This is a genomic window from Nonomuraea rosea, assembly GCF_039539705.1.
Taxonomy (GTDB): Bacteria; Actinomycetota; Actinomycetes; order Streptosporangiales; family Streptosporangiaceae; genus Nonomuraea; species Nonomuraea rosea.
This window is the reverse complement of sequence record NZ_BAABDQ010000001.1, coordinates 518,063-540,192: the sequence shown is the minus strand read 5'-3', so window position 1 is coordinate 540,192 and position 22,130 is coordinate 518,063. Positions and strand designations below refer to the sequence as shown.

Sequence of the window (22,130 nt, the reverse complement as noted above, 5' to 3'; positions counted from 1 at the left end):
GCCGCAAATCCCGCGGTCCCGTTCCTAGTTCTCAGCAAGTCCTAAACGTAAGGAAAGCATCATGGCGAAGCTCAGCACCGACGAGCTGCTCGGCGCGTTCAAGGAGATGACCCTCCTCGAGCTGTCCGAGTTCGTGAAGCAGTTCGAAGAGGTCTTCGACGTCAAGGCCGCCGCCCCCGTCGCGGTTGCCGCCCCCGCCGCCGCCGGTGGTGGCGAGGCCGCCGTCGTTGAGGAGCAGGACGAGTTCGACGTCATCCTCGAGGCTGCCGGCGACAAGAAGATCCAGGTCATCAAGGAGATCCGCGCCCTCACGTCCCTGGGCCTCAAGGAGGCCAAGGACCTGGTGGACGGCGCTCCCAAGGCCGTCTTCGACGGCAAGGTCAACAAGGAGCAGGCGGAGAAGGCCAAGGCTGCCCTCGAGGGCGCCGGCGCCACCGTGACCGTGAAGTAACTTCCCCCTTCACGCAAGTCTCTTCGAGAAGAGGCGGCTACACCCAGGTGCCGGGTGTACCGCCTCTTTTCGCATTCCTGGGGGTGCGGCACGCGCGGAGTCCGTTTGATCGGGCAGGGCGTGCTGGGGCTTAGAAGATTTTCATGTTCGTCTCATCGCCACGCCAAAGGGCTTGCCTAGCGTTCCGGGTGTGGTTATCGAAGCGAAGTCTCGTTGGGCCTTGGCCGGGCTGCTCGTCGGCACCGGTGTGCTCTACATCTGGGGTCTAGGGGCCTCAGGATGGGCCAATTCCTTCTACTCGGCGGCGGTGCAGGCGGGTAGCCAGAGCTGGAAGGCGTTCTTCTTCGGGGCCTCTGACGCCGCCAACGCGATAACCGTCGACAAGACGCCCGCCTCGCTGTGGCCGATGGTGCTCAGCGTGCGGCTGTTCGGGCTCAACTCGTGGGCCATCCTCCTCCCCCAGGCGCTCATGGGCGTCGGCTCGGTGGCGATGGTGTACGCCTCCGTGCGCCGGCTGTTCACCGCCTGGGCGGGGCTGCTGGCCGGGGCCGTCATGGCGCTCACTCCCGTTGCCGTGCTGATGTTCAGGTTCAACAACCCCGACGCGTTGCTGGTGCTGTTGCTGACCGTCGCCGGATACTGCGTGGTGCGGGCCCAGGAGCGGGGCGGCACGCGGTGGCTGGTGCTGGCGGGGAGCGTGATCGGGTTCGCGTTCCTGGCGAAGATGATGCAGGCGTTCCTGGTCCTGCCGGGGTTCGCGCTGGTCTACCTCGTGACGGCCCCGGTGGCGTTCTGGCGGCGGGTGTGGCAGTTGCTGCTCGCGGGTGCGGCCATGGTGGTCTCGGCGGGGTGGTGGCTGGTGGCCGTGGCGTTGGTGCCGGCGGCGGATCGGCCGTACATCGGGGGTTCTCAGACCAACAGCGTGCTGGAGCTGGCGCTCGGCTACAACGGCATCGGGCGGCTCAACGGCGCCGACTACGGCGGGCTCGGCAATCTGAACCAGGAGGCCGGCTGGCTGCGGCTGTTCGACAGTGAGGCGGGCGGGCAGATTTCCTGGCTGCTGCCGGCGGCGCTGGTTTTGCTGGTGGCCGGGACCTGGTTCACGCGGCGGGCGCCTCGGGTCGATCCGGTCCGGGCCGCGTTCTGGGTGTGGGGGAGCTGGCTGGTCGTGACCGGGCTGGTCTTCAGCCTCATGCAGGGGATCTTCCACGCCTACTACACCGTGGCGCTGGCGCCGGCCATCGCCGCGCTGGTGGGCATGGGGGCGGCTGTGCTGTGGGAGCGGAAGGCGTACCGGCTGCTTGCCATGATCACCGCGGGGACGGCCGTGTGGTCCTATTTCCTGCTGTCGCGCAGCACCGACTGGAACTCGTGGCTTGGCGCCGCTGTGCTCGTCGCCGGCTTGGGCGCGGCCCTGGCGATGCTCTTCGCGCGCCGGGTCGTGGTGGTCGTCACTGTCGCGGTGGTGGCGTGCGTCGCTTGCCTGGCGGGGCCTGCCGCGTACGCGGTGGACACGGCCACGTCCGCGCACACCGGGGCCATCCCGACGGCGGGGCCGTCCACCGGTGGGTTCGGGAGGCCGGGCGGCGGTGGGTTCCAGCGGCCGGGCGGTGGCCAGGCGGCCGGACAGCCTCCTGCTGGTGATGGCGGTCAGTCACCTCGACAGCCGCCGGGTACGGCCCAGGGCCGCACAGGTCAAAGTGGTACAGCTCAAGGGGGGACCGGCCAGGGTGGAATGGGCCGGGGCGGGATGGGTCGTGGCGGGATGGGCATGGGCGGGTTGCTCAACGCCGGTACGCCGTCCGCCGAGCTGACCGCTGTGCTGGAGAGCGGCGCATCCGGCTACACGTGGACGGCCGCGACCGTGGGCTCCAACAACGCGGCCGCCTATCAGCTCGCCGGCGGAGCGCCCGTGATGGCCGTGGGCGGATTCAACGGCACCGATCCCGCGCCGACGCTTGAGCAGTTCAAGCAGTACGTCGCTGACAAGAAGATCCACTACTTCGTCGGTACGGGCATGGGGGGTGGTCGTGGGAGCACGGGTGGCAGTGACGAGGCGGCGCAGATCGCGGCCTGGGTTCAGGACACCTTCACCAGCACCACGGTTGGCGGCACCACCGTCTTCGACCTCACGAAGGGGTGATCTAACGAGGACGCAGCCGCAACGTGTCGGCTGAGAGTCGTCCGTGGGTCTCTAGGCCGGCAGTCCGGTGGCGTGGCGGACCTGGGTGATGGCGCTGGTGTCCATGTAGTCCCTGGTGTGGATGATCTGTCCGTCCCTGATCCGGAGCACCAGCAGGCCGGGGACGGTGATGGACTGGTCGCCGACCTTGACGAAGGTGGTCTGCTCGACCACCACCACTTCGGGATCCTGCGTCCGGCGCAGCGCCTCCAGGCGTACTTCCTCGGCGCGGAAAGGAGCCGGGTCCCACATCGCGTGATAGCCGGCGCGGACCTCCTCCCGCCCCTTGAACGGCGGCAGCCCCCCGAACGGGAACTCGTGCAGCGCGTCCACCGCGTAGAGGTCGGCCAGTTCGTCGGCCGATTTGTGCAGCATCGCCTCGTGGTAGCCGGTGACGATCTCGTCGATGGACATGGGGATCTCCTTGATGCAGTCGCTCAACGGACGTTGACTCAACGAGCGTAGAGCGAAAATGAGGGAACGGTCAACGCATGTAGAGTCAGGGCGTGGGTGAGAAGGTGCTTCCGCGCGTGGAGAGGCGGCGCAGGACCGAGGGCCGGATCCTCGACGCGGCCAGGGCACTCTTCGCCGAAGTGGGGTTCGAGCGCGCCACGATCCGCGCCATCGCCAAGGCGGCCGAGGTCGATCCCGCGCTCGTGATGCAGTACTTCGGCAGCAAGCAGGAGCTCTTCCAGCAGGCCGTCCGCGTGACCCCGGTGGCGGGGCCGGACATGGGCGCGGAGGAGCTGGTCGAGCAGGTGCTCGGTGCGCTCAACCTGAAGATGGGCGAGCTGCCGCAGAGCACGCTGGCCATGATGCGCTCCATGCTCACGCATCCCGAGGCGGCCGCGTCGGCGCGCCAGACGCTGAGCCGGCAGATCGACCGGCTGGCGGAGTCGATCCCCGGCGAGGACGCGCGGCTGCGGGCGGCGCTGATCACGACGATCATGCTGGGCGTGACCATCGGGCACCAGTTGCTCGATCTCGACGAGCTGCGCGAAGTGCCGCAGGACGAGATCGCCCGCGTGCTGCGCCCCGGGCTGCGGGCGCTTACTGGACCCGACGTCTCATAACCGCCCCGTAACAAGTTATTGGAACAGGTTCCAATTCGGCGGAACGCCGCTACGGTGATGGCATTCTGCCCGTAAAGTCGGCGGTACGTGATCCCCTGAATACTCCCTGCGTTCGGGAAGGTGACCAGTGGGCGTCGAAGTCATGGTCGACGGGTTGACCAAGTCGTTCGGTAGGCAGGTCATCTGGGAGGACGTCTCGCTCACGCTGCCTGCGGGCGAGATCTCGGTGCTGCTCGGCCCGTCGGGCACCGGCAAGTCTGTCTTCCTCAAGACGCTCGTGGGGCTGCTGCGGCCCGATCGCGGACACATCTGGATCGACGGCTACGACCTGGCCAACTGCAACGAGAACAAGCTCTACGAGCTGCGCCGGTTGTTCGGGGTGCTGTTCCAGGACGGCGCACTCTTCGGCTCGCTCAACCTCTATGACAACATCGCCTTCCCGTTGCGCGAGCACACCAAGAAGACCGAGGCGCAGATCCGCCAGATCGTGATGGCGAAGATGGAGCTCGTCGGACTGCTCGGCGCGGAGTCCAAGCTGCCGGGCGAGATCTCCGGCGGCATGCGCAAGCGGGCGGGGCTGGCCAGGGCGCTGGTGCTGGACCCGGAGATCATCCTGTTCGACGAGCCGGACTCGGGCCTCGACCCGGTACGTACCGCGTACCTCAACCAGCTCATCGTCGACCTCAACGCCGAGATCGAGGCGACGTTTTTGATCGTGACCCACGACATCAACACCGCCCGTACGGTCCCCGACAGCATCGGCCTGCTGTTCAGGCGGGAACTGGTCATGTTCGGCCAGCGCGAGATGCTGCTGTCGAGCGACGAGCCGGTGGTGCGGCAGTTCCTCAACGCCAGGAAGCACGGGCCGATCGGCATGTCGGAGGAGAAGGACGTCTCCGAGCTGGAGGCCGAGGCGCAGATGGGCCAGGATCCGGGTGCGCTGCCGCCGATCCCGCCGCAGCTCATGCCGAGCGGCAACAAGATCCGCCGTACTCAGCAGCCGCCCGGCACGTGGCTGGCGGCCAACGGGGTGATCCCGCCGCAGGGGTCGTTCGTGGACGAGCGTGGGCGTAACTGGCTGGAGGAGTATCCCCGCCTGATCAACGCCCATCTCCACGGCATCAGGTAGGGGTAGGCGCCGCGCATTGCGCAGGTTTTCGGGATGCTGGACTTGCGCGACACGACACGACACGAGGCGGCTCGGCTCGGAGTCAGCCCGCGGGTCGCGGATCATGGGTAGCGGCGGGGGCGTTCGTGGCGGCGTTGCTGAAGGGCCTGCGCGCCGCTCTCGAACGCCGCCCTGGTGCCCGAGGAGGGGAAGGACCCGTTGGGCGCTCAGCGGGCCGCTGAGGGCCTTCTGGAGGCATTTGCGGGGAATCTGGCGGCCCTGACCGATTCGCTCAGGAAAGGTGCCTGCGTTCAGTCGGACATGCCGCCGGAATTCCGCCGCCCTTGCACGAGTGACGCACGCGCCTTGTGAGTGACGCACGCGTCGTGTGCGAGCGCCGTACGTGCCGACGTGAGCGCCCGGTGAGCCGGCGCGCTGACGTGTCGCGGAGAGGCCGTAGGCGGGCGTACAGCCAGTCGCGTGGCAGGGTGGGCCGGCGGGGGCGGGGCGGTGTTGCCCAACCGTCTCGGTTGTTTCGAGGACTTCCTGAGCGGGTGTCACGTTATGATCCGGCGACCGACCGGGGAAGGGGTGAGCAGCCGTGGCAGGAGTCGTCGTCCGGCCCGCTCGCATCCTGATCGCGGCGCTCAGCGGGGTGCTGGCGGTGCTGGTCGGCACAGGCGTGTGGATCGCGGCGCAGGCGCGCGACGAGCAGGGCAGGGCAGGCGACAAGCAGGCCGCGCTGCTGGCGGCGGGGACCCACGCGAAGAACTTGATCTCGCTCGACTACAAGACCGTCGCCACGGACGTGCAGCGCATACTCGACACCTCCACCGGGGCGGCCAGGACCGAGTACGCGGCCAACGCCGGCAAGCTCAAGGCCACCACGCTCGCGAACAAGGTCGTCCAGCACGGCGTGCTGCGCGCGACCGGGCTGGTCTCGATGACGGACACGGCGGCCAAGGTGCTGGTCGTGGCCGACGTGGAGATCCGCTGGGACGGCTCGAAGAGCGCGCCGCAGGAGCGGTTCTACCGGTGGTCGATGGACCTGACCAAGGTGGGCGGCGGCTGGCTGGTGTCGAAGGCGGTGCAGGTGAAGTGAGAACCTTCATGATCGTCCTGCTGGGCGTCCTGGTGGTCGTCGGGGGCGTGCTGGTGCCGACGATGTGGTTCAACCTGCGCGACCTGCGTGACGCCGACGCGTCGGGTGCCGCGGCCATGGCCGCGGCCAGGAAGTTCGCGCCGGATCTGCTCTCGTACGACTACCGGACGGTGGAGGCCGATCTGGCGCGGGCCGGCGCGCACACGACAGGCGAACTGACCAAGCACTACAAGGAGCTGACGACGACCTTGGTCTCGAAGGCCAAGGCACAGAAGATGGTGCAGACGGCGGCCGTCGCGGGGGCCGGAATCGAGCGCGCGGAGCCCGATCGTGTCGACGTCCTGCTCTTCGTGAACACTGGTACGGTCAAGGAGATCCCAGGTAAAGATGGGGCTGAGCAACAGTTCACCCAGGGCCGCGCCAGGTTCGTCATGGTGCGGCAAGATTCACAGTGGCTGGTGGCTGATCTTTCGACCCTCCTGGGCACTGCCTGACGGCACGGGCGCGCCGCTTACTTCAATTGTTACTAAAAATCAGGTTTAGCGCAGCCATTGACAGGGGTACCTCAGTCACAGCTACACCGGTTGTCGGTATGGGTTCGACCCTCGGTGTGACAGAGCGTTAACCGCCCACGATCGCGGGTATCGTCTTGGGCCTGGCGGTAGGCGACCGGTCACACAGGGGAGAAAACCCAGCGTCCGGGCCCCTAGTCGGCTAAAAGTCGGGCTTGTGGGCTTGACGTTTCCGCCTGAACGGGCGATGCTGCGACCAACGTGAAGCATGCAGCGAGAGCGAAGTGGACAGGCGTGTGCCGTTCGGCTACACTGCCCCTTTGCGCTGCCCTTTGACGACCCGTGATGCTTGCTCACGTTGCGAGGTTGTCTGGCGTGCGTGTAGTCAGTCCGCCGCGAGCCCTCGGAAGGACATCTGTTGGCAGCCTCGCGCAACGCCTCCGCCGTACCCGCTGGTCCCCGTCGCGTCTCGTTTTCGCGTATCCAGGAGCCCCTCGAAGTTCCTGATCTTCTCGCTCTGCAGACCGAGTCTTTCGACTGGCTGCTCGGCAACGAGAAGTGGAAGGCCCGGGTAGAGGCGGCTCGCCAGGCCGGGCGCAAGGACGTCCCGACCCAGTCGGGCCTCGAAGAGATCTTCGAAGAGATCAGTCCCATCGAGGACTTCTCGGGGACCATGTCCTTGTCGTTCCGCGACCATCGGTTCGAGCCGCCCAAGTACTCAGTCGATGAGTGCAAAGACAAGGACATGACCTTCTCCGCCCCGATGTTCGTCACGGCGGAGTTCATCAATAACACCACGGGTGAGATCAAGAGCCAGACGGTCTTCATGGGCGACTTCCCGCTCATGACCCCGAAAGGCACTTTCATCATCAACGGCACCGAGCGTGTCGTGGTCTCCCAGCTGGTCCGTTCGCCCGGCGTCTACTTTGAACGCAATGTCGACAAGACGTCCGACAAGGACCTGTACGGCTGCAAGGTCATCCCGTCCAGGGGTGCCTGGCTGGAGTTCGAGATCGACAAGCGCGACAGCGTCGGTGTGCGCATCGACCGCAAGCGCAAGCAGGCCGTCACCGTGCTTCTCAAGGCACTGGGATGGACCAGCGAGCAGATCCTCGAGCGGTTCGGCCAGTACGAGTCGATGCGCGCCACCCTGGAGAAGGACCACACGGCCGGCCAGGACGACGCGCTGCTCGACATCTACCGCAAACTGCGCCCGGGTGAGCCGCCGACCAAGGAGTCGGCGCAGACCCTGCTGGAGAACCTGTACTTCAACCCCAAGCGGTACGACCTCGCCAAGGTCGGCCGGTACAAGATCAACAAGAAGCTCGGTGTCGACTCCGAGATCACTCAGGGCACGCTGACCGAAGAGGACATCGTCGCCACGATCGAGTACATCGTCCGCCTCCACGCGGGCGAGGACTCGATGCCGGGCGCCAATGACCGCGAGGTCATCGTCGAGGTCGACGACATCGACCACTTCGGCAACCGCCGCCTGCGCAGCGTCGGCGAGCTCATCCAGAACCAGGTCCGCCTGGGCCTGGCCCGCATGGAGCGCGTCGTCCGCGAGCGGATGACCACGCAGGACGTCGAGGCCATCACCCCGCAGACCCTGATCAACATCCGCCCGGTCGTGGCGTCGATCAAGGAGTTCTTCGGCACCTCGCAGCTGTCGCAGTTCATGGACCAGACCAACCCGCTGGCCGGGCTGACGCACAAGCGGCGTCTGTCCGCGCTGGGTCCGGGCGGTCTGTCGCGTGAGCGGGCCGGCTTCGAGGTTCGTGACGTGCACCCGTCCCACTATGGCCGGATGTGCCCGATCGAGACCCCCGAAGGTCCCAACATCGGTCTGATCGGCTCGCTGGCCTCCTACGGCCGGATCAACGCCTTCGGCTTCGTCGAGACGCCTTACCGCAAGGTCGTCGACGGCCGGGTGACCGGACAGGTCGACTACCTCACCGCCGACGAGGAAGACCGTTACGTCAAGGCGCAGGCCAACACGGTGCTCAACGCCGACGGCACGTTCGCCGAGGCCCGCGTCCTGGTCCGCACCAAGGGCGGTGAGACGGAGCTCATGCGGGCCGAGGAGGTCGACTACATCGACGTGTCGCCGCGCCAGATGGTGTCGGTCGCCACCGCGATGATCCCCTTCCTGGAGCACGACGACGCCAACCGCGCGCTCATGGGCTCCAACATGCAGCGCCAGTCGGTGCCGCTGCTCAAGAGCGAGGCGCCGCTGGTCGGCACCGGCATGGAATACCGTGCCGCGACCGACGCCGGCGACGTCATCAGCGCCGAGAAGGCCGGCGTGGTCGAGGAGGTCTCCGCCGACTACGTCACGGTCATGAACGACGACGGGACGCGGACGACGTACCGGGTGGCGAAGTTCAAGCGCTCCAACCAGGGCACGAGCTTCAACCAGAAGCCCATCGTCGCCGAGGGTGACCGGGTCGAGGTCAACCAGGTCATCGCCGACGGTCCCTGCACCGACGGCGGCGAGATGGCCCTGGGCAAGAACCTGCTCGTGGCGTTCATGCCATGGGAAGGCCACAACTACGAAGACGCGATCATCCTGTCTCAGCGGCTGGTCCAGGACGACGTCCTCTCCTCGATCCACATCGAGGAGCACGAGGTCGACGCCCGTGACACCAAGCTGGGCCCGGAGGAGATCACCCGCGACATCCCCAACGTCTCCGAAGAGGTCCTGGCCGACCTCGACGAGCGCGGGATCATCCGGATCGGCGCCGAGGTCGTACCCGGCGACATCCTCGTCGGCAAGGTCACGCCCAAGGGCGAGACCGAGCTGACGCCGGAGGAGCGGCTGCTTCGCGCGATCTTCGGCGAGAAGGCCCGCGAAGTCCGCGACACCTCGCTGAAGGTGCCGCACGGCGAGCAGGGCAAGGTCATCCACGTGCGCGTGTTCAGCCGCGAGGAGGGCGACGAGCTGCCGCCGGGTGTCAACGAGCTGGTCCGCGTCTACGTGGCCCAGAAGCGCAAGATCACCGACGGCGACAAGCTCGCCGGTCGGCACGGTAACAAGGGCGTCATCTCCAAGATCCTCCCGGTCGAGGACATGCCGTTCCTGGAGGACGGCACCCCGGTCGACATCATCCTCAACCCCCTGGGCGTGCCCGGCCGAATGAACGTCGGCCAGGTGCTGGAGACCCACCTCGGGTGGATCGCCGCCAGAGGGTGGGACATCTCCGGCGTCCAGGAGGCCTGGGCCGGACGGCTGCGCGACAAGGGCTTCGAAAGGGTCGCCCCGCGCACCAACATGGCCACGCCGGTCTTCGACGGCGCCCATGAGGAGGAGATCGTCGGCCTGCTCGACAGCACCATCGCCAACCGCGACGGTGACCGGATGGTGCAGCAGAGCGGCAAGGCCCGCCTGTTCGACGGCCGCTCAGGCGAGCCGTTCCCCTATCCGATCTCGGTCGGCTACATCTACATCCTTAAGTTGCTTCACCTGGTCGACGACAAGATCCACGCACGGTCGACCGGTCCCTACTCCATGATCACCCAGCAGCCGCTCGGCGGTAAGGCCCAGTTCGGCGGCCAGCGTTTCGGTGAGATGGAAGTGTGGGCGCTGGAGGCGTACGGCGCGGCCTACGCCCTGCAGGAGCTGCTGACCATCAAGTCCGACGACGTCCTGGGCCGCGTGAAGGTCTACGAGGCGATCGTCAAGGGCGAGAACATCCCCGAGCCCGGTATCCCCGAGTCCTTCAAGGTCCTCATCAAGGAAATGCAGTCGCTGTGCCTGAACGTCGAGGTGCTCTCCAGCGACGGCATGTCCATCGAGATGCGGGACACCGACGAGGACGTCTTCCGCGCGGCGGAAGAGCTCGGTATCGACCTGTCCCGGCGTGAGCCGAGCAGCGTGGAAGAAGTCTGAGGGGGAGATCGCACAAAATGCTAGACGTCAACTTCTTCGACGAGCTCAGGATCGGTCTTGCGACCGCCGATGACATCCGTCAGTGGTCGCACGGCGAGGTCAAGAAGCCAGAGACCATCAACTACCGAACCCTCAAGCCGGAAAAGGACGGGCTCTTCTGCGAGAAGATCTTCGGTCCGACCCGCGACTGGGAGTGCTACTGCGGCAAGTACAAGCGCGTCCGCTTCAAGGGCATCATCTGTGAGCGCTGTGGCGTCGAGGTGACTCGCGCCAAGGTGCGTCGTGAGCGGATGGGCCACATCGAGCTGGCCGCGCCTGTCACGCACATCTGGTACTTCAAGGGCGTTCCCTCCCGGCTCGGCTACCTGCTCGACCTGGCCCCGAAGGACCTGGAGAAGGTCATCTACTTCGCGGCCTACATGATCACGCATGTCGACACCGAGATGCGTGAGCGTGACCTGCCGTCGCTGGAGGCGAAGATCTCCGTCGAGCGGCAGCACATCGAGCAGCGCCGCGACGCCGACGTCGAAGCCAGGCAGAAGAAGCTTGAGGGCGACCTGGCCGAGCTCGAGGCGGCCGGCGCCAAGGGCGACCAGCGCCGCAAGGTCCGCGAGGGCGCCGAGCGCGAGATGCGTCAGCTCCGCGACCGGGCCCAGCGCGAGCTGGACCGGCTCGACGAGGTCTGGAGCCGCTTCAAGAACCTCAAGGTCCAGGACCTCGAGGGCGACGAGCTGCTCTACCGCGAGATGCGCGACCGCTTCGGCCGCTACTTCAAGGGCGGCATGGGCGCGCAGGCGATCCAGGACCGCCTGATCAGCTTCGACCTCGACGTCGAATCTGAGAGCCTGCGCGAGACGATCCGCAGCGGCAAGGGCCAGAAGAAGGCCCGCGCGCTCAAGCGGCTCAAGGTCGTGTCGGCGTTCCTGAACACCACCAACTCGCCGCGCGGCATGGTGCTCGACTGCATCCCGGTCATCCCGCCGGACCTGCGCCCGATGGTGCAGCTCGACGGTGGCCGGTTCGCGACCTCCGACCTGAACGACCTGTACCGCCGGGTCATCAACCGGAACAACCGCCTCAAGAGGCTTCTCGACCTCGGCGCGCCCGAGATCATCGTGAACAACGAGAAGCGGATGCTCCAGGAGGCCGTGGACGCGCTGTTCGACAACGGCCGTCGCGGTCGCCCGGTGACGGGTCCCGGCAACAGGCCGCTGAAGTCCCTGAGCGACATGCTCAAGGGCAAGCAGGGCCGCTTCCGCCAGAACCTTCTGGGCAAGCGAGTCGACTACTCCGGCCGTTCGGTCATCGTCGTCGGCCCGCAGCTCAAGCTGCACCAGTGCGGTCTGCCCAAGCAGATGGCGCTGGAGCTGTTCAAGCCGTTCGTGATGAAGCGGCTCGTGGACCTCAACCACGCCCAGAACATCAAGTCGGCCAAGCGGATGGTCGAGCGCGCCCGCCCTGTGGTGTGGGACGTGCTCGAAGAGGTCATCACCGAGCACCCGGTGCTGCTCAACCGTGCTCCGACGCTCCACCGTCTGGGCATCCAGGCGTTCGAGCCGCAGTTGGTCGAGGGCAAGGCCATCCAGATCCACCCGCTCGTCTGCACCGCGTTCAACGCGGACTTCGACGGCGACCAGATGGCCGTGCACCTGCCGCTGTCGGCTGAGGCCCAGGCCGAGGCTCGCATCCTGATGCTCTCGACCAACAACATCCTCAAGCCGGCCGACGGCAAGCCCGTGACGATGCCCACCCAGGACATGGTCATCGGCCTCTACTGGCTGACCACCCAGAAGGACGGGGCGATCGGCGAGGGCCGCGTGTTCGGCTCGATCGCCGAGGCGCAGATGGCCTTCGACCGGGGCGAGCTGGAGATTCAGGCGAAGATCCAGATCCGGATGAAGGACGTCCTGCCGCCGCGCGAGTGGGTCGCTCCCGAGGGCTGGGAGCAGGGTGACGCGATCCGGCTGGAGACGACGTTCGGCCGGTGCCTGTTCAACCTGACGCTGCCCGACAGCTACCCGTTCGTCGACTTCCAGGTCGGCAAGAAGCAGCTGTCCACGATCGTGAACGAGCTGGCGGAGACCTACCCCAAGATCGATGTCGCCAACTCGCTCGACGCGCTCAAGGACGCCGGCTTCCGCTGGGCGACGCGCTCCGGTGTCACGATCTCGATCGAGGACGTCGTCGCGCCCCCGAACAAGACCAGCATCATGGAGAACTACGAGCGCCGGGCCGACAAGGTTCAGCGCGAGTACGAGCGCGGTCTGATCACCGACGAGGAGCGCCGTCAGGAGCTCATCGAGATCTGGACGCACGCGACGGCCGACGTCGAGACCGACATGGTCAACGCCTTCCCGGCGACCAACCCGGTCTGGATGATGGTCAACTCCGGCGCCCGTGGTAACAAGATGCAGGTCCGGCAGATCGCCGGCATCCGCGGCCTGGTGTCCAACACCAAGGGTGAGACGATCCCGCGGCCGATCAAGGCCTCGTTCCGCGAGGGCCTGTCGGTGCTGGAGTACTTCATCTCCACCCACGGTCAGCGGAAGGGTCTGGCTGACACCGCTCTGCGTACCGCCGACTCGGGTTACCTGACCCGTCGTCTGGTGGACGTGGCGCAGGACGTCATCGTGCGTGAGATCGACTGCGGCACCGACCGCGCGGTCCCGCTGCACGTGGCCGACCGTGACGCGTCCGGCAACCTGGTCAAGGCGGAGAACGCCGAGTCCAACGTGCACGGCCGCATCCTGGCCGAGGACGTCGAGGTCGACGGCAAGATCGTCGCCCCCGCGGGTGTCGACATCAACGACATTCACGTCACCGCGCTGGTCGAGGCCGGCGTCGAGACCGTGCGCACCCGCAGTGCGCTCGTCTGCGAGGCCAAGATCGGTGTCTGCGCGACCTGCTACGGCCGCTCGCTGGCCACCGGCAAGCTCGTGGACGTCGGCGAGGCGGTCGGCATCATCGCCGCCCAGTCGATCGGTGAGCCGGGCACGCAGCTGACCATGCGTACGTTCCACACCGGTGGTGTGGCCGGCGCCGACATCACTCACGGTCTGCCCCGTGTCACGGAGCTGTTCGAGGCGCGCATCCCCAAGGGTGTCGCCCCGATCTCCGAGGCCGAGGGCCGGGCTCGCATCGACGAGACCGACAAGACCAGGAAGATCGTGATCACCCCCGACGACGGCTCGGAGGAGATCGCGTACCCGGTGTCGATGCGTTCGCGCCTGCTCGTGCAGGACGGCCAGCGCATCACGGTCGGCCAGCAGCTCGTGGCCGGTGCGGTCAACCCCAACGAGGTGCTGCGCATCCTCGGCCCGCGGGCCGTGCAGCTGCACCTGGTGGCGGAGGTCCAGCAGGTCTACCGGTCGCAGGGTGTGTCGATCCACGACAAGCACATCGAGATCATCGTGCGGCAGATGCTCAAGCGCGTGAACGTGCTGGAGTCCGGCGACACCAGCCTGCTGCCCGGCGAGCTCGTGGAGCGTCCGCGCTTCGAGCTGATGAACCGCGAGACGGTGGCGGAGAGCGGCCAGCCGGCCGCCGGTCGTCCGGTGCTCATGGGCATCACGAAGGCGTCGCTCGCCACCGAGTCGTGGCTGTCGGCGGCCTCCTTCCAGGAGACGACCAGGGTCCTGACGGACGCGGCGATCCACGCCAAGTCCGACTCGCTCCTGGGCCTGAAGGAGAACGTCATCATCGGTAAGCTCATCCCGGCCGGTACGGGCATGCCCCAGTACCGCAACATCCGGGTGGATCCCACCGAGGAGGCGAAGGCCGCCATGTACACCGTGGGCGGCTACGACGGCTCCGCGGCCGACTACACCTTCGGCACCGGCAGCGGCGAGGCCGTGCCTCTGGAGGAGTACGACTTCGGTCAGTACAACCGGTGATCGTTTTCAGTCGCTGGTAGACACCGCGCCCGGGTCTCTCGTTCTGAGAGGCCCGGGCGCGGTGCTTTGCGGTCTTTCTCCCCGTTACGCGGTGCCGTGGTAGCCCCAGACGCCGCACGGGGCCGGGGGCCTTCCAGGGAGACGCCTGCTGAGCCCGTCACCGGCTGAGCGCCGTCACGCCGCCCTGTGGGCCCCTTCCGTGGTCCGCGCAGGGTCACAGCATCGAGGCGATGAGCTCCTTGGCCTTGGCCGCGGCCTCGGTGATCGCCGTCACGCCGCCGGCGGAGGCGGTCAGCATGGCCAGGAACGAGGTGAGGCGATTCGGGCGTTGCTCGCCCCGCGCCTCCTCCTGCAGCATCTCGACCGCCGTCGTGGCGCCCTGGGGATCGGCCAGCTGATGGTGGTAACGGGCGACGGCGGCTTGCAGGCCGGCGATCAGGGCCCGCAGCTCCTCCTGCTGGGCGGGGTCGCCGTAGTTGTTGATCGTGCCGCGGAAGTCGGAGTTGTTGGCCGTGCCGAAATTGGAGCCGGGGGCGTTGCCGTAGTTGACGCCGCCGGTGTGGCCGCCGTCCCTGTCGCGTGCCGGATGGTCGTTCATGGAGTGCCGCCTTTCTGCGGTTCGGCGGAGCTGCCGCGGAAGTTCGAGCCCTGCGCGTTGCCGAAGTTGGAGCCGGGGGCGTTGCCGAAGTTGAGGCCCTGGGCGCCACGGAGGTCGATCTTGTTGTTGGTGATCTGGGTGATGAGCTGGGCCGCCTCGCCGGTGTCGATGTCGTGCTCCACCAGGAACTTGGCCATGCCCTTGAACACGGCCTCGTGGACGACCTTGTCGAACATCTCGACGTCGCGTTCGATGAAGAAGCGCCGCAGGTCGGCGCCCATGGCAAGCTCCCGTACGCTCACGCGGGCGCCGTAGTCGTACAGGCCGCGGCTCTGGATGACGGCGCGGTCGTCGCGTTCGCGCCGGTGCCTGGCGGCGGCGCGGCCCCAGCGCTTGCCGAGCCGATACGGGGAGCCGAGCAGGAGGGGGACCGTCGTGGCCGCGCCGCGGCCCACCGCCACGACGAAACCGGTGAGCACGTCGGTGGACACCTTGTCCACGAGGAAGAACCTGCGCGCCAGCGGATACAGCATGAACGTGGCGCCCTCCAGGAAGAGCGAGCCGCGCAGCCGTACGGCACGCAGGAAGACGGTCACGATCAGCTGGCCGCCTCAGCCGGCGACCTCGACGCTGAGGTAGACGCGGCCTGAGGACTCCGGCGAGCGCGTGACCGCCTGCAGCAGGTCGGCGTCGACCGACGTCACCGGCGGCGCGAGCGGGTCGGGCAGCAGGCCGGGGGCGTTGTTGATGTCCACGCCGTTGATGAACAGCTGCTCCGACAGCCGCAGGTTGGGCAGCCCCGTGGCCGCGACCTCCTTGGCCAGGCAGGCGTGCACGTCGTCGGCGTGGAAGGGCTTCGGGGGCCGGTCCTTGCGCGCGGCCTTGGTGGTGTCGATGGCGAACGACCAGGCGTGGTAGTCGACGCCGCTCCCGACGAACGGCAGATAGTCGGCGAACACCGTGACGTTGCCGCGCTGGGCTTGCAGGAGGCGGCTCGTCTGGCGGCGGGCGCTCGGGGCGAGCGGCGTCGGCGCTCTGCTGGGGGAGAAGCGGCGGCTGGCCAGCCGGCCGCCGAGCACGACGACCCGCGTGTAGAAGAGGTGCACGGCCACCACCAGCCACGCCAGCGTCAGCGGCAGCAGGGCGAGCACGGCCAGCCGCAACGCGCTCGAACTGCCGACGTCAGTGATGTCCTCCAGCGCGTCCAGGTCGGGCAGCGCCCCGGCCGCGCCCGCCGCCACCAGCCCGGCCATGGCCAGGCCGATGAGCAGCAGGAGCACGTCGCGGATCGTACGGTGGCGCTCGGCGGCCAGCGCGTGCTTGACGACGGCGGGCAGGTCCACGCCGTAGGAGGGCGCGCTGGCGCGGTAGGGGCGGCCTAAGGTCTCGCTGATGACCTCGTGGCAGAAGGACTCGTCGATGTAGCCGGCCGCGCAGAGGTAGCGGGTGGTGTTCGCGGGCCGCTGGATCGGGGCGGAGGTCGTGGCGTGGTGCTCGTCAGGTCCTGCGTCCTGGGGGAAGGCGGCGGTGACCTGCAGGACGGCTTCGACGCCGCCCAGGCGGATGTGCTGGCCCGGCTCGACGCATACGGGCTGCATGATCCGCGTGCCGTTGACCCAGGTGCCGTTCGTCGAGCCGCAGTCGGCGATCCAGACCGCGCCCGCGGACGACCAGATCCTGGCGTGCCTGCGGCTGATCTCCTCGGAGTCGATCCGCAGCTCCGCCGTGCGGCCGAGCTCGGCGGGGGTCTCCGAGACGGGAAAGCTGCGTCCGCGCAGCTCCTGGGGTGCGAGGATGACGAGCTCGACTGCGGAGGCGTGGAAGGGGGGCGGCCCCGGCCAGGGCGCGGCCTGCTCAGACAATCCGCCCTCCGCGCTGAGGGTCGTGCCGGATCAGTGTCATCTGTCCTCCCTCTCGACGGGTGGACAGGACGCTAATCCGGCGCCGCGGCCGCCGCTTCAGGGAGTGACCTAGGGATTACCCTAGGGATGCGCGGGGTTCCCGCCCAGAAGACGGCGCAGGTGAGAAGGCCGGGTTACGGTCGGATGGCGGTTCGCAGACTCGGGCACGAAAGCCCCCGACGCCCTATATCATTGATGCCGGAGCTGTAGATGGGCTGGATGAAGTAGGCCCCGGGCGATCCGGAGTGGCAAGACTTGTGGGTCTTGTCGCGCCGTTTTGACGTGTCGCATGGGCCTAGGTAGTCTTGGACATCGTGCCCGTCTCTATGCGGGCTCTCGGCCGTGCGCTCATTGCGGGCACGGGGACGGCTTCCTGGCTCGTAATCCTCGCGGATGTGTCTGTGCGAATAGCGCGACACGCCCGAGCGCGGGGGCACCGGGGCAAGGAAAACCAGCAGGTCATGACACCGGCAGAACCTGCGAAAAGCAAGATGACGACGTAACACCGGCCAAGGCACGAAACGGAGTGGCAGTGCCCACTATTCAGCAGTTGGTCCGCAAGGGCCGGCAGGACAAGGTCTCCAAGACCAAGACTCCTGCCCTCAAGGGGAGTCCGCAGCGGCGCGGCGTGTGCCAGCGCGTTTACACCACGACTCCGAAGAAGCCCAACTCGGCGCTGCGCAAGGTGGCCCGTGTTCGGCTCACGAACGGCATCGAGGTCACGGCGTACATCCCCGGTGTGGGTCACAACCTCCAGGAGCACTCCATCGTGCTCGTGCGTGGCGGTCGTGTGAAGGACCTGCCTGGTGTTCGGTACAAGATCATCCGCGGTTCGCTCGACACCCAGGGTGTCCGCAACCGCAAGCAGGCCCGTAGCCGTTACGGCGCGAAGAAGGAGAAGAGCTAACTATGCCTCGTAAGGGTTCTCCTGGCCGCCGTCAGCTCATGGCTGACCCGGTTTACAGCTCGCCGCTCGTCACCGCCCTGATCAACAAGGTGCTCCTGGACGGCAAGCGCTCCATCGCGCAGTCGATCGTCTACGGCGCCCTCGAGGGCTGCAGGGAGAAGACGGGCAACGACCCGGTCGTCACCCTCAAGCGCGCGCTTGACAACGTCAAGCCCACCCTCGAGGTTCGCAGCCGCCGGGTCGGTGGCGCGACCTACCAGGTGCCGGTCGAGGTGCGCGCCGCGCGCAGCACCACCCTGGCCCTGCGCTGGCTGGTGCAGTACTCCCGCGCCCGCCGCGAGAAGACCATGACCGAGCGCCTCATGAACGAGCTTCTCGACGCCAGCAACGGCCTCGGGGCGAGCGTCAAGAAGCGCGAAGACACCCACAAGATGGCCGAGTCCAACAAGGCCTTCGCCCACTACCGCTGGTAATACCGGCGGCTTCGACGAGACGACGAGGACGCGAGAGAAGTGGCCACCACGACCGCTCTTGACCTGGCCAAGGTCCGCAACATCGGGATCATGGCCCATATCGACGCGGGCAAGACCACCACGACCGAGCGCATCCTGTTCTACACCGGCATCAACTACAAGATCGGTGAAGTCCACGAGGGCGCTGCCACGATGGACTGGATGGAGCAGGAGCAGGAGCGCGGCATCACCATCACGTCTGCCGCGACCACCTGTGAGTGGATCGGTCACACCATCAACATCATCGACACCCCGGGTCACGTCGACTTCACCATTGAGGTGGAGCGTTCGCTCCGCGTCCTCGACGGTGCCGTCGCCGTGTTCGACGGCGTCGCCGGTGTCGAGCCGCAGTCGGAGACGGTGTGGCGGCAGGCCGACCGGTACGAAGTCCCCCGGATCTGCTTCGTCAACAAGATGGACCGGGTCGGCGCGGAGTTCCACCGCTGCGTCGACATGATGATCACCCGGCTGGCCGCGACCCCGGCTGTCATTCAGCTGCCGTGGGGCGTCGAGGCCGACTTCAAGGGCGTCATCGACCTCATCAAGATGAAGGGTCTCATCTGGAGCGCCGAGGCGGCCAAGGGCGAGATGTACGACGTCGTCGACGTCCCGGCCGACCACGCCGAGTCCGCTCGCGAGTGGCGTGACCGCCTCATCGAGACGGTCGCCGAGAACGACGACGAGCTGATGGAGCTCTTCCTCGAGGGCCAGGAGCCCACCGAGGAGCAGCTGGTCGCGGCCATTCGCCGCGCCACGCTGGCCAGCGCCATCAACCCGGTGCTCTGCGGCACCGCGTTCAAGAACAAGGGCGTGCAGCCCCTGCTCGACGCGATCGTCGCCTACCTCCCCGCCCCGACCGACCTGGCTGCCTTCAAGGGCCACGCGGTCGGCAACGAGGACAAGGTGATCGAGCGGCACGCCGACCCGACCGAGCCGTTCTCCGCGCTGGCATTCAAGATCGCCAGCGACCCGCACCTGGGCAAGCTGACCTACATCCGCATCTACTCGGGCACGCTCGAGACCGGGTCGCAGGTCATCAACTCGGTGAAGGGGAAGAAGGAGCGGATCGGCAAGATCTACCAGATGCACGCCAACAAGCGCGAAGAGCGCCCCACGGCGATCGCTGGTCAGATCGTGGCGGTCATGGGCCTGAAGGACACCACCACCGGTGACACCCTCTCGGACCCGGCGAACCAGGTCGTGCTCGAGTCGATGACGTTCCCGGCTCCGGTCATCAACGTCGCCATCGAGCCCAAGACCAAGGGCGACCAGGAGAAGCTGTCGATCGCGATCCAGCGACTGGCCGAGGAGGACCCGTCCTTCCAGGTCCGTCGTGACGAGGAGACCGGTCAGACGGTCATCTGGGGCATGGGCGAGCTTCACCTGGAGATCCTCGTCGACCGTATGCGTCGCGAGTTCAAGGTCGAGGCCAACGTCGGCCGGCCCCAGGTCGCCTACCGCGAGACCATCCGCCGCAAGGTGGAGAAGGTCGACTACACCCACAAGAAGCAGACCGGTGGTTCCGGTCAGTTCGCGCGGGTGATCATCAACCTCGAACCGCTGGGCGAAGGCAACGACGGCTACGAGTTCGAGAACAAGGTCACGGGTGGCCGGGTCCCGAGGGAGTACATCCCCTCGGTCGACGCGGGCGCTCAGGAGGCCGCCGAGTTCGGCGTGCTGGCCGGTTACCCGATGGTGGGCGTGAAGGTTACGCTGACCGACGGTGCCGCGCACGACGTCGACTCCTCGGAAATGGCCTTCAAGATCGCCGGCTCGATGGCCTTCAAGGAGGCCGCGCGCAAGGCGGACGCTGTGCTTCTCGAGCCGACGATGGCCGTTGAGGTCACCACGCCCGAGGACTACATGGGCGATGTCATCGGCGACCTCAACGGTCGTCGCGGGCAGATCCAGGCGATGGACGAGCGCGCAGGCGCTCGCGTCATCACGGCGCTCGTGCCGCTGAACGAGATGTTCGGCTACGTGGGCGACCTTCGTAGCAAGACGCAGGGGCGCGCGAGCTACAGCATGCAGTTCGACTCCTACTCGGAGGTGCCCCCGGGCATCGCCAAGGAGATCGTCGCGAAGGCCCGGGGCGAATAGTTCCTGGTCCGGTCGCTGAGACCGGTCCAGGACTTGAGTCCTGGTCCCTGGTGGGGTGGTGCGAGCCACCCCGCCGCCAAGGGGTTCGGGGGTTCCCGGGCCCGAGTGTGTAGACGAAAGTCAGTCAGATTCTCAAGGAGAGAACCAGTGGGCAAGGCCAAGTTCGAGCGGACTAAGCCGCACATGAACATCGGCACCATTGGACACATCGACCACGGCAAGACCACGCTGACCGCGGCGATCACCAAGGTGCTTCACGACCGTTTCCCCGAGCTCAACAAGGCGACCCCGTTCGACAAGATCGACAAGGCGCCCGAGGAGAAGGCTCGCGGCATCACGATCTCGATCGCGCATGTCGAGTACCAGACGGAGAAGCGTCACTACGCGCACGTTGACTGCCCGGGTCACGCGGACTACGTCAAGAACATGATCACCGGTGCCGCTCAGATGGACGGCGCGATCCTCGTGGTCGCCGCCACCGACGGCCCGATGCCGCAGACGAAGGAGCACGTCCTCCTGGCCCGCCAGGTCGGCGTCCCCTACATCGTCGTGGCCCTCAACAAGGCCGACATGGTCGACGACGAGGAGATCCTGGAGCTCGTCGAGCTCGAGGTCCGTGAGCTTCTTTCGGCTCAGGAGTTCCCCGGCGACGACCTGCCTGTCATCCGCGTCTCCGCGCTCAAGGCTCTTGAGGGCGACGAGAAGTGGGCCGACAGCATCGTCGAGCTGATGCACGCCGTGGACGAGAACGTGCCCGAGCCCCCGCGTGAGACGGAGAAGCCGTTCCTCATGCCGGTCGAGGACGTCTTCTCGATCACCGGTCGTGGCACCGTCGTCACCGGTCGTATCGAGCGCGGTATCGTGAAGGTCAACGAGCAGGTTGACATCATCGGTATCAAGGACGAGAAGACCACGACCACCGTCACCAGCATCGAGATGTTCAACAAGATGCTCGACGAGGGTCAGGCCGGCGACAACGCGGCCCTGCTGCTCCGTGGCATCAAGCGTGACGACGTCGAGCGTGGCCAGTGCATCATCAAGCCGGGCACGACGACGCCGCACACCGAGTTCACCGGCCAGGTCTACATCCTGTCCAAGGACGAGGGTGGCCGCCACACGCCGTTCTTCAACAACTACCGCCCGCAGTTCTACTTCCGTACGACTGACGTGACCGGTGTGGTGAACCTCCCCGAGGGCACCGAGATGGTCATGCCGGGCGACAACACCGAAATGCGCGTTGAGCTGATCCAGCCCATCGCCATGGAGGAAGGCCTCAAGTTCGCGATCCGTGAGGGTGGCCGCACCGTCGGCGCCGGCCGGGTTGTGAAGATCATCAAGTAGCTAGACCGTCGGGGCGGCGGTCGGCCCCGCATCAGGGACCGACCGCCGAACCGTGTAGACCCCATGCAAGGCGCCGTGATCCAGCAGTAGCTTCGGCCGACGTGACCGAAGTCACTGCCGGATCACGGAAGAAAAGGCAGATCGACTACGTCTGCCTCGTGGGGTTACGCAGGCTTTGACCTGCACCAGCACAGCGGCAACAGGCCGCACGATACTTTTTCAGACGACAGCGAAGGACACCGAGGCCATTATGGCGGGACAGAAGATCCGCATCCGGCTTAAGGCCTATGACCACGAGGTCATCGATAGCTCGGCCAAGAAGATCGTCGAGACGGTGACGCGGACTGGCGCGAAGGTCGCGGGCCCGGTGCCGCTGCCGACCGAGAAGAACGTGTACTGCGTCATCCGCTCGCCGCACAAGTACAAGGACAGCCGCGAGCACTTCGAGATGCGCACGCACAAGCGGCTGATTGACATCATCGACCCGACCCCCAAGACGGTTGACTCGCTCATGCGGCTCGACCTCCCCGCGGGTGTCGACATTTCGATCAAGCTCTGAGG

At 66.9% G+C, this 22,130-nt stretch carries 17 protein-coding genes; 13 read left to right on the top strand and 4 right to left on the bottom strand.

Annotation, left to right across the window (positions count from 1 at the left end):
* Window positions 1-61 precede the first annotated feature (61 nt).
* Together rplL and ABEA43_RS02555 are read left to right on the top strand one after the other, a co-directional pair.
* On the top strand, window positions 62-451 hold the full coding sequence (gene rplL, locus ABEA43_RS02560; RefSeq protein WP_345558176.1) for a 50S ribosomal protein L7/L12: 390 nt from the start codon (window positions 62-64) through the stop codon (window positions 449-451).
* Window positions 452-641: 190 nt separating this feature from the next.
* On the top strand, window positions 642-2,594 hold the full coding sequence (locus tag ABEA43_RS02555) for an ArnT family glycosyltransferase (RefSeq protein ID WP_345558175.1): 1,953 nt from the start codon (window positions 642-644) through the stop codon (window positions 2,592-2,594).
* Between the two features lie 51 nt (window positions 2,595-2,645).
* Here the strand turns inward: ABEA43_RS02555 and ABEA43_RS02550 are convergent, their stop codons facing one another.
* On the bottom strand, window positions 2,646-3,047 hold the full coding sequence (locus ABEA43_RS02550) for a nuclear transport factor 2 family protein (protein ID WP_345558173.1): 402 nt from the start codon (window positions 3,045-3,047) through the stop codon (window positions 2,646-2,648).
* 92 nt (window positions 3,048-3,139) lie between these two features.
* Between ABEA43_RS02550 and ABEA43_RS02545 the strand changes: the two genes are divergently transcribed.
* The 6 genes from ABEA43_RS02545 to ABEA43_RS02520 all read left to right on the top strand — a co-directional run bounded on the left by ABEA43_RS02545 (window position 3,140) and on the right by ABEA43_RS02520 (window position 14,210).
* Window positions 3,140-3,706 (top strand): TetR/AcrR family transcriptional regulator, encoded by a 567-nt coding sequence (locus tag ABEA43_RS02545; protein ID WP_345558171.1) that lies wholly within the window; start codon window positions 3,140-3,142, stop codon window positions 3,704-3,706.
* Between the two features lie 127 nt (window positions 3,707-3,833).
* Window positions 3,834-4,835, top strand: a complete 1,002-nt coding sequence (locus tag ABEA43_RS02540; protein ID WP_345558170.1) for an ABC transporter ATP-binding protein — start codon at window positions 3,834-3,836, stop codon at window positions 4,833-4,835.
* 580 nt (window positions 4,836-5,415) lie between these two features.
* The gene (locus ABEA43_RS02535) at window positions 5,416-5,916 is read left to right on the top strand and encodes a hypothetical protein (protein ID WP_345558168.1); all 501 of its coding nucleotides are present in this window, start codon (window positions 5,416-5,418) and stop codon (window positions 5,914-5,916) included.
* Between the two features lie 8 nt (window positions 5,917-5,924).
* On the top strand, window positions 5,925-6,410 hold the full coding sequence (locus ABEA43_RS02530) for a hypothetical protein (protein WP_345558166.1): 486 nt from the start codon (window positions 5,925-5,927) through the stop codon (window positions 6,408-6,410).
* A 436-nt stretch (window positions 6,411-6,846) separates the two neighbouring features.
* On the top strand, window positions 6,847-10,317 hold the full coding sequence (rpoB, locus tag ABEA43_RS02525) for a DNA-directed RNA polymerase subunit beta (RefSeq protein ID WP_345558164.1): 3,471 nt from the start codon (window positions 6,847-6,849) through the stop codon (window positions 10,315-10,317).
* Window positions 10,318-10,334: 17 nt separating this feature from the next.
* Complete coding sequence (locus ABEA43_RS02520; protein WP_345558162.1) at window positions 10,335-14,210, top strand: DNA-directed RNA polymerase subunit beta'; 3,876 nt, start codon at window positions 10,335-10,337, stop codon at window positions 14,208-14,210.
* Between the two features lie 214 nt (window positions 14,211-14,424).
* Here the strand turns inward: ABEA43_RS02520 and ABEA43_RS02515 are convergent, their stop codons facing one another.
* The 3 genes from ABEA43_RS02515 to ABEA43_RS02505 are packed head-to-tail and all read right to left on the bottom strand — an operon-like array spanning window position 14,425 to window position 16,670.
* Window positions 14,425-14,808 carry a DUF5955 family protein gene (locus tag ABEA43_RS02515; RefSeq protein ID WP_345558161.1) on the bottom strand — a complete coding sequence of 128 codons (384 nt, stop codon included), beginning with the start codon at window positions 14,806-14,808 and terminating at the stop codon, window positions 14,425-14,427.
* Window positions 14,805-15,404 (bottom strand): hypothetical protein, encoded by a 600-nt coding sequence (locus tag ABEA43_RS02510; protein ID WP_345558159.1) that lies wholly within the window; start codon window positions 15,402-15,404, stop codon window positions 14,805-14,807. Before ABEA43_RS02510 ends, ABEA43_RS02515 begins: the two co-directional genes overlap by 4 nt.
* Before the next feature lie 15 nt (window positions 15,405-15,419).
* Window positions 15,420-16,670 (bottom strand): FHA domain-containing protein, encoded by a 1,251-nt coding sequence (locus ABEA43_RS02505; RefSeq protein ID WP_345558157.1) that lies wholly within the window; start codon window positions 16,668-16,670, stop codon window positions 15,420-15,422.
* A gap of 571 nt (window positions 16,671-17,241) precedes the next feature.
* Between ABEA43_RS02505 and rpsL the strand changes: the two genes are divergently transcribed.
* The 5 genes from rpsL (at window position 17,242) to rpsJ (ending at window position 22,128) form a co-directional block, all read left to right on the top strand.
* Window positions 17,242-17,616, top strand: coding sequence for a 30S ribosomal protein S12 (gene rpsL / locus ABEA43_RS02500; RefSeq protein ID WP_020542315.1), 375 nt, complete (start codon window positions 17,242-17,244; stop codon window positions 17,614-17,616).
* 2 nt (window positions 17,617-17,618) lie between these two features.
* Window positions 17,619-18,089, top strand: coding sequence for a 30S ribosomal protein S7 (gene rpsG / locus ABEA43_RS02495; RefSeq protein WP_020542314.1), 471 nt, complete (start codon window positions 17,619-17,621; stop codon window positions 18,087-18,089).
* A gap of 90 nt (window positions 18,090-18,179) precedes the next feature.
* Window positions 18,180-20,228 (top strand): elongation factor G, encoded by a 2,049-nt coding sequence (gene fusA / locus ABEA43_RS02490; protein ID WP_425570153.1) that lies wholly within the window; start codon window positions 18,180-18,182, stop codon window positions 20,226-20,228.
* Window positions 20,229-20,375: 147 nt separating this feature from the next.
* On the top strand, window positions 20,376-21,569 hold the full coding sequence (tuf, locus tag ABEA43_RS02485; RefSeq protein ID WP_345558153.1) for an elongation factor Tu: 1,194 nt from the start codon (window positions 20,376-20,378) through the stop codon (window positions 21,567-21,569).
* A gap of 250 nt (window positions 21,570-21,819) precedes the next feature.
* On the top strand, window positions 21,820-22,128 hold the full coding sequence (rpsJ, locus tag ABEA43_RS02480; RefSeq protein WP_012887830.1) for a 30S ribosomal protein S10: 309 nt from the start codon (window positions 21,820-21,822) through the stop codon (window positions 22,126-22,128).
* Window positions 22,129-22,130: the final 2 nt, after the last annotated feature.

Bases quoted from the DNA above. Each gene is read 5' to 3' on its own strand.
- ABEA43_RS02530 (WP_345558166.1), top strand. From the start codon at position 5,925: ATGATCGTCCTGCTGGGCGTCCTGGTGGTCGTCGGGGGCGTGCTGGTG.
- rpsG (WP_020542314.1), top strand. From the start codon at position 17,619: ATGCCTCGTAAGGGTTCTCCTGGCCGCCGTCAGCTCATGGCTGACCCG.
- ABEA43_RS02550 (WP_345558173.1), bottom strand. From the start codon at position 3,047: ATGTCCATCGACGAGATCGTCACCGGCTACCACGAGGCGATGCTGCAC.
- fusA (WP_425570153.1), top strand. From the start codon at position 18,180: ATGGCCCATATCGACGCGGGCAAGACCACCACGACCGAGCGCATCCTG.
- ABEA43_RS02515 (WP_345558161.1), bottom strand. From the start codon at position 14,808: ATGAACGACCATCCGGCACGCGACAGGGACGGCGGCCACACCGGCGGC.
- rplL (WP_345558176.1), top strand. From the start codon at position 62: ATGGCGAAGCTCAGCACCGACGAGCTGCTCGGCGCGTTCAAGGAGATG.
- rpsJ (WP_012887830.1), top strand. From the start codon at position 21,820: ATGGCGGGACAGAAGATCCGCATCCGGCTTAAGGCCTATGACCACGAG.
- ABEA43_RS02520 (WP_345558162.1), top strand. From the start codon at position 10,335: ATGCTAGACGTCAACTTCTTCGACGAGCTCAGGATCGGTCTTGCGACC.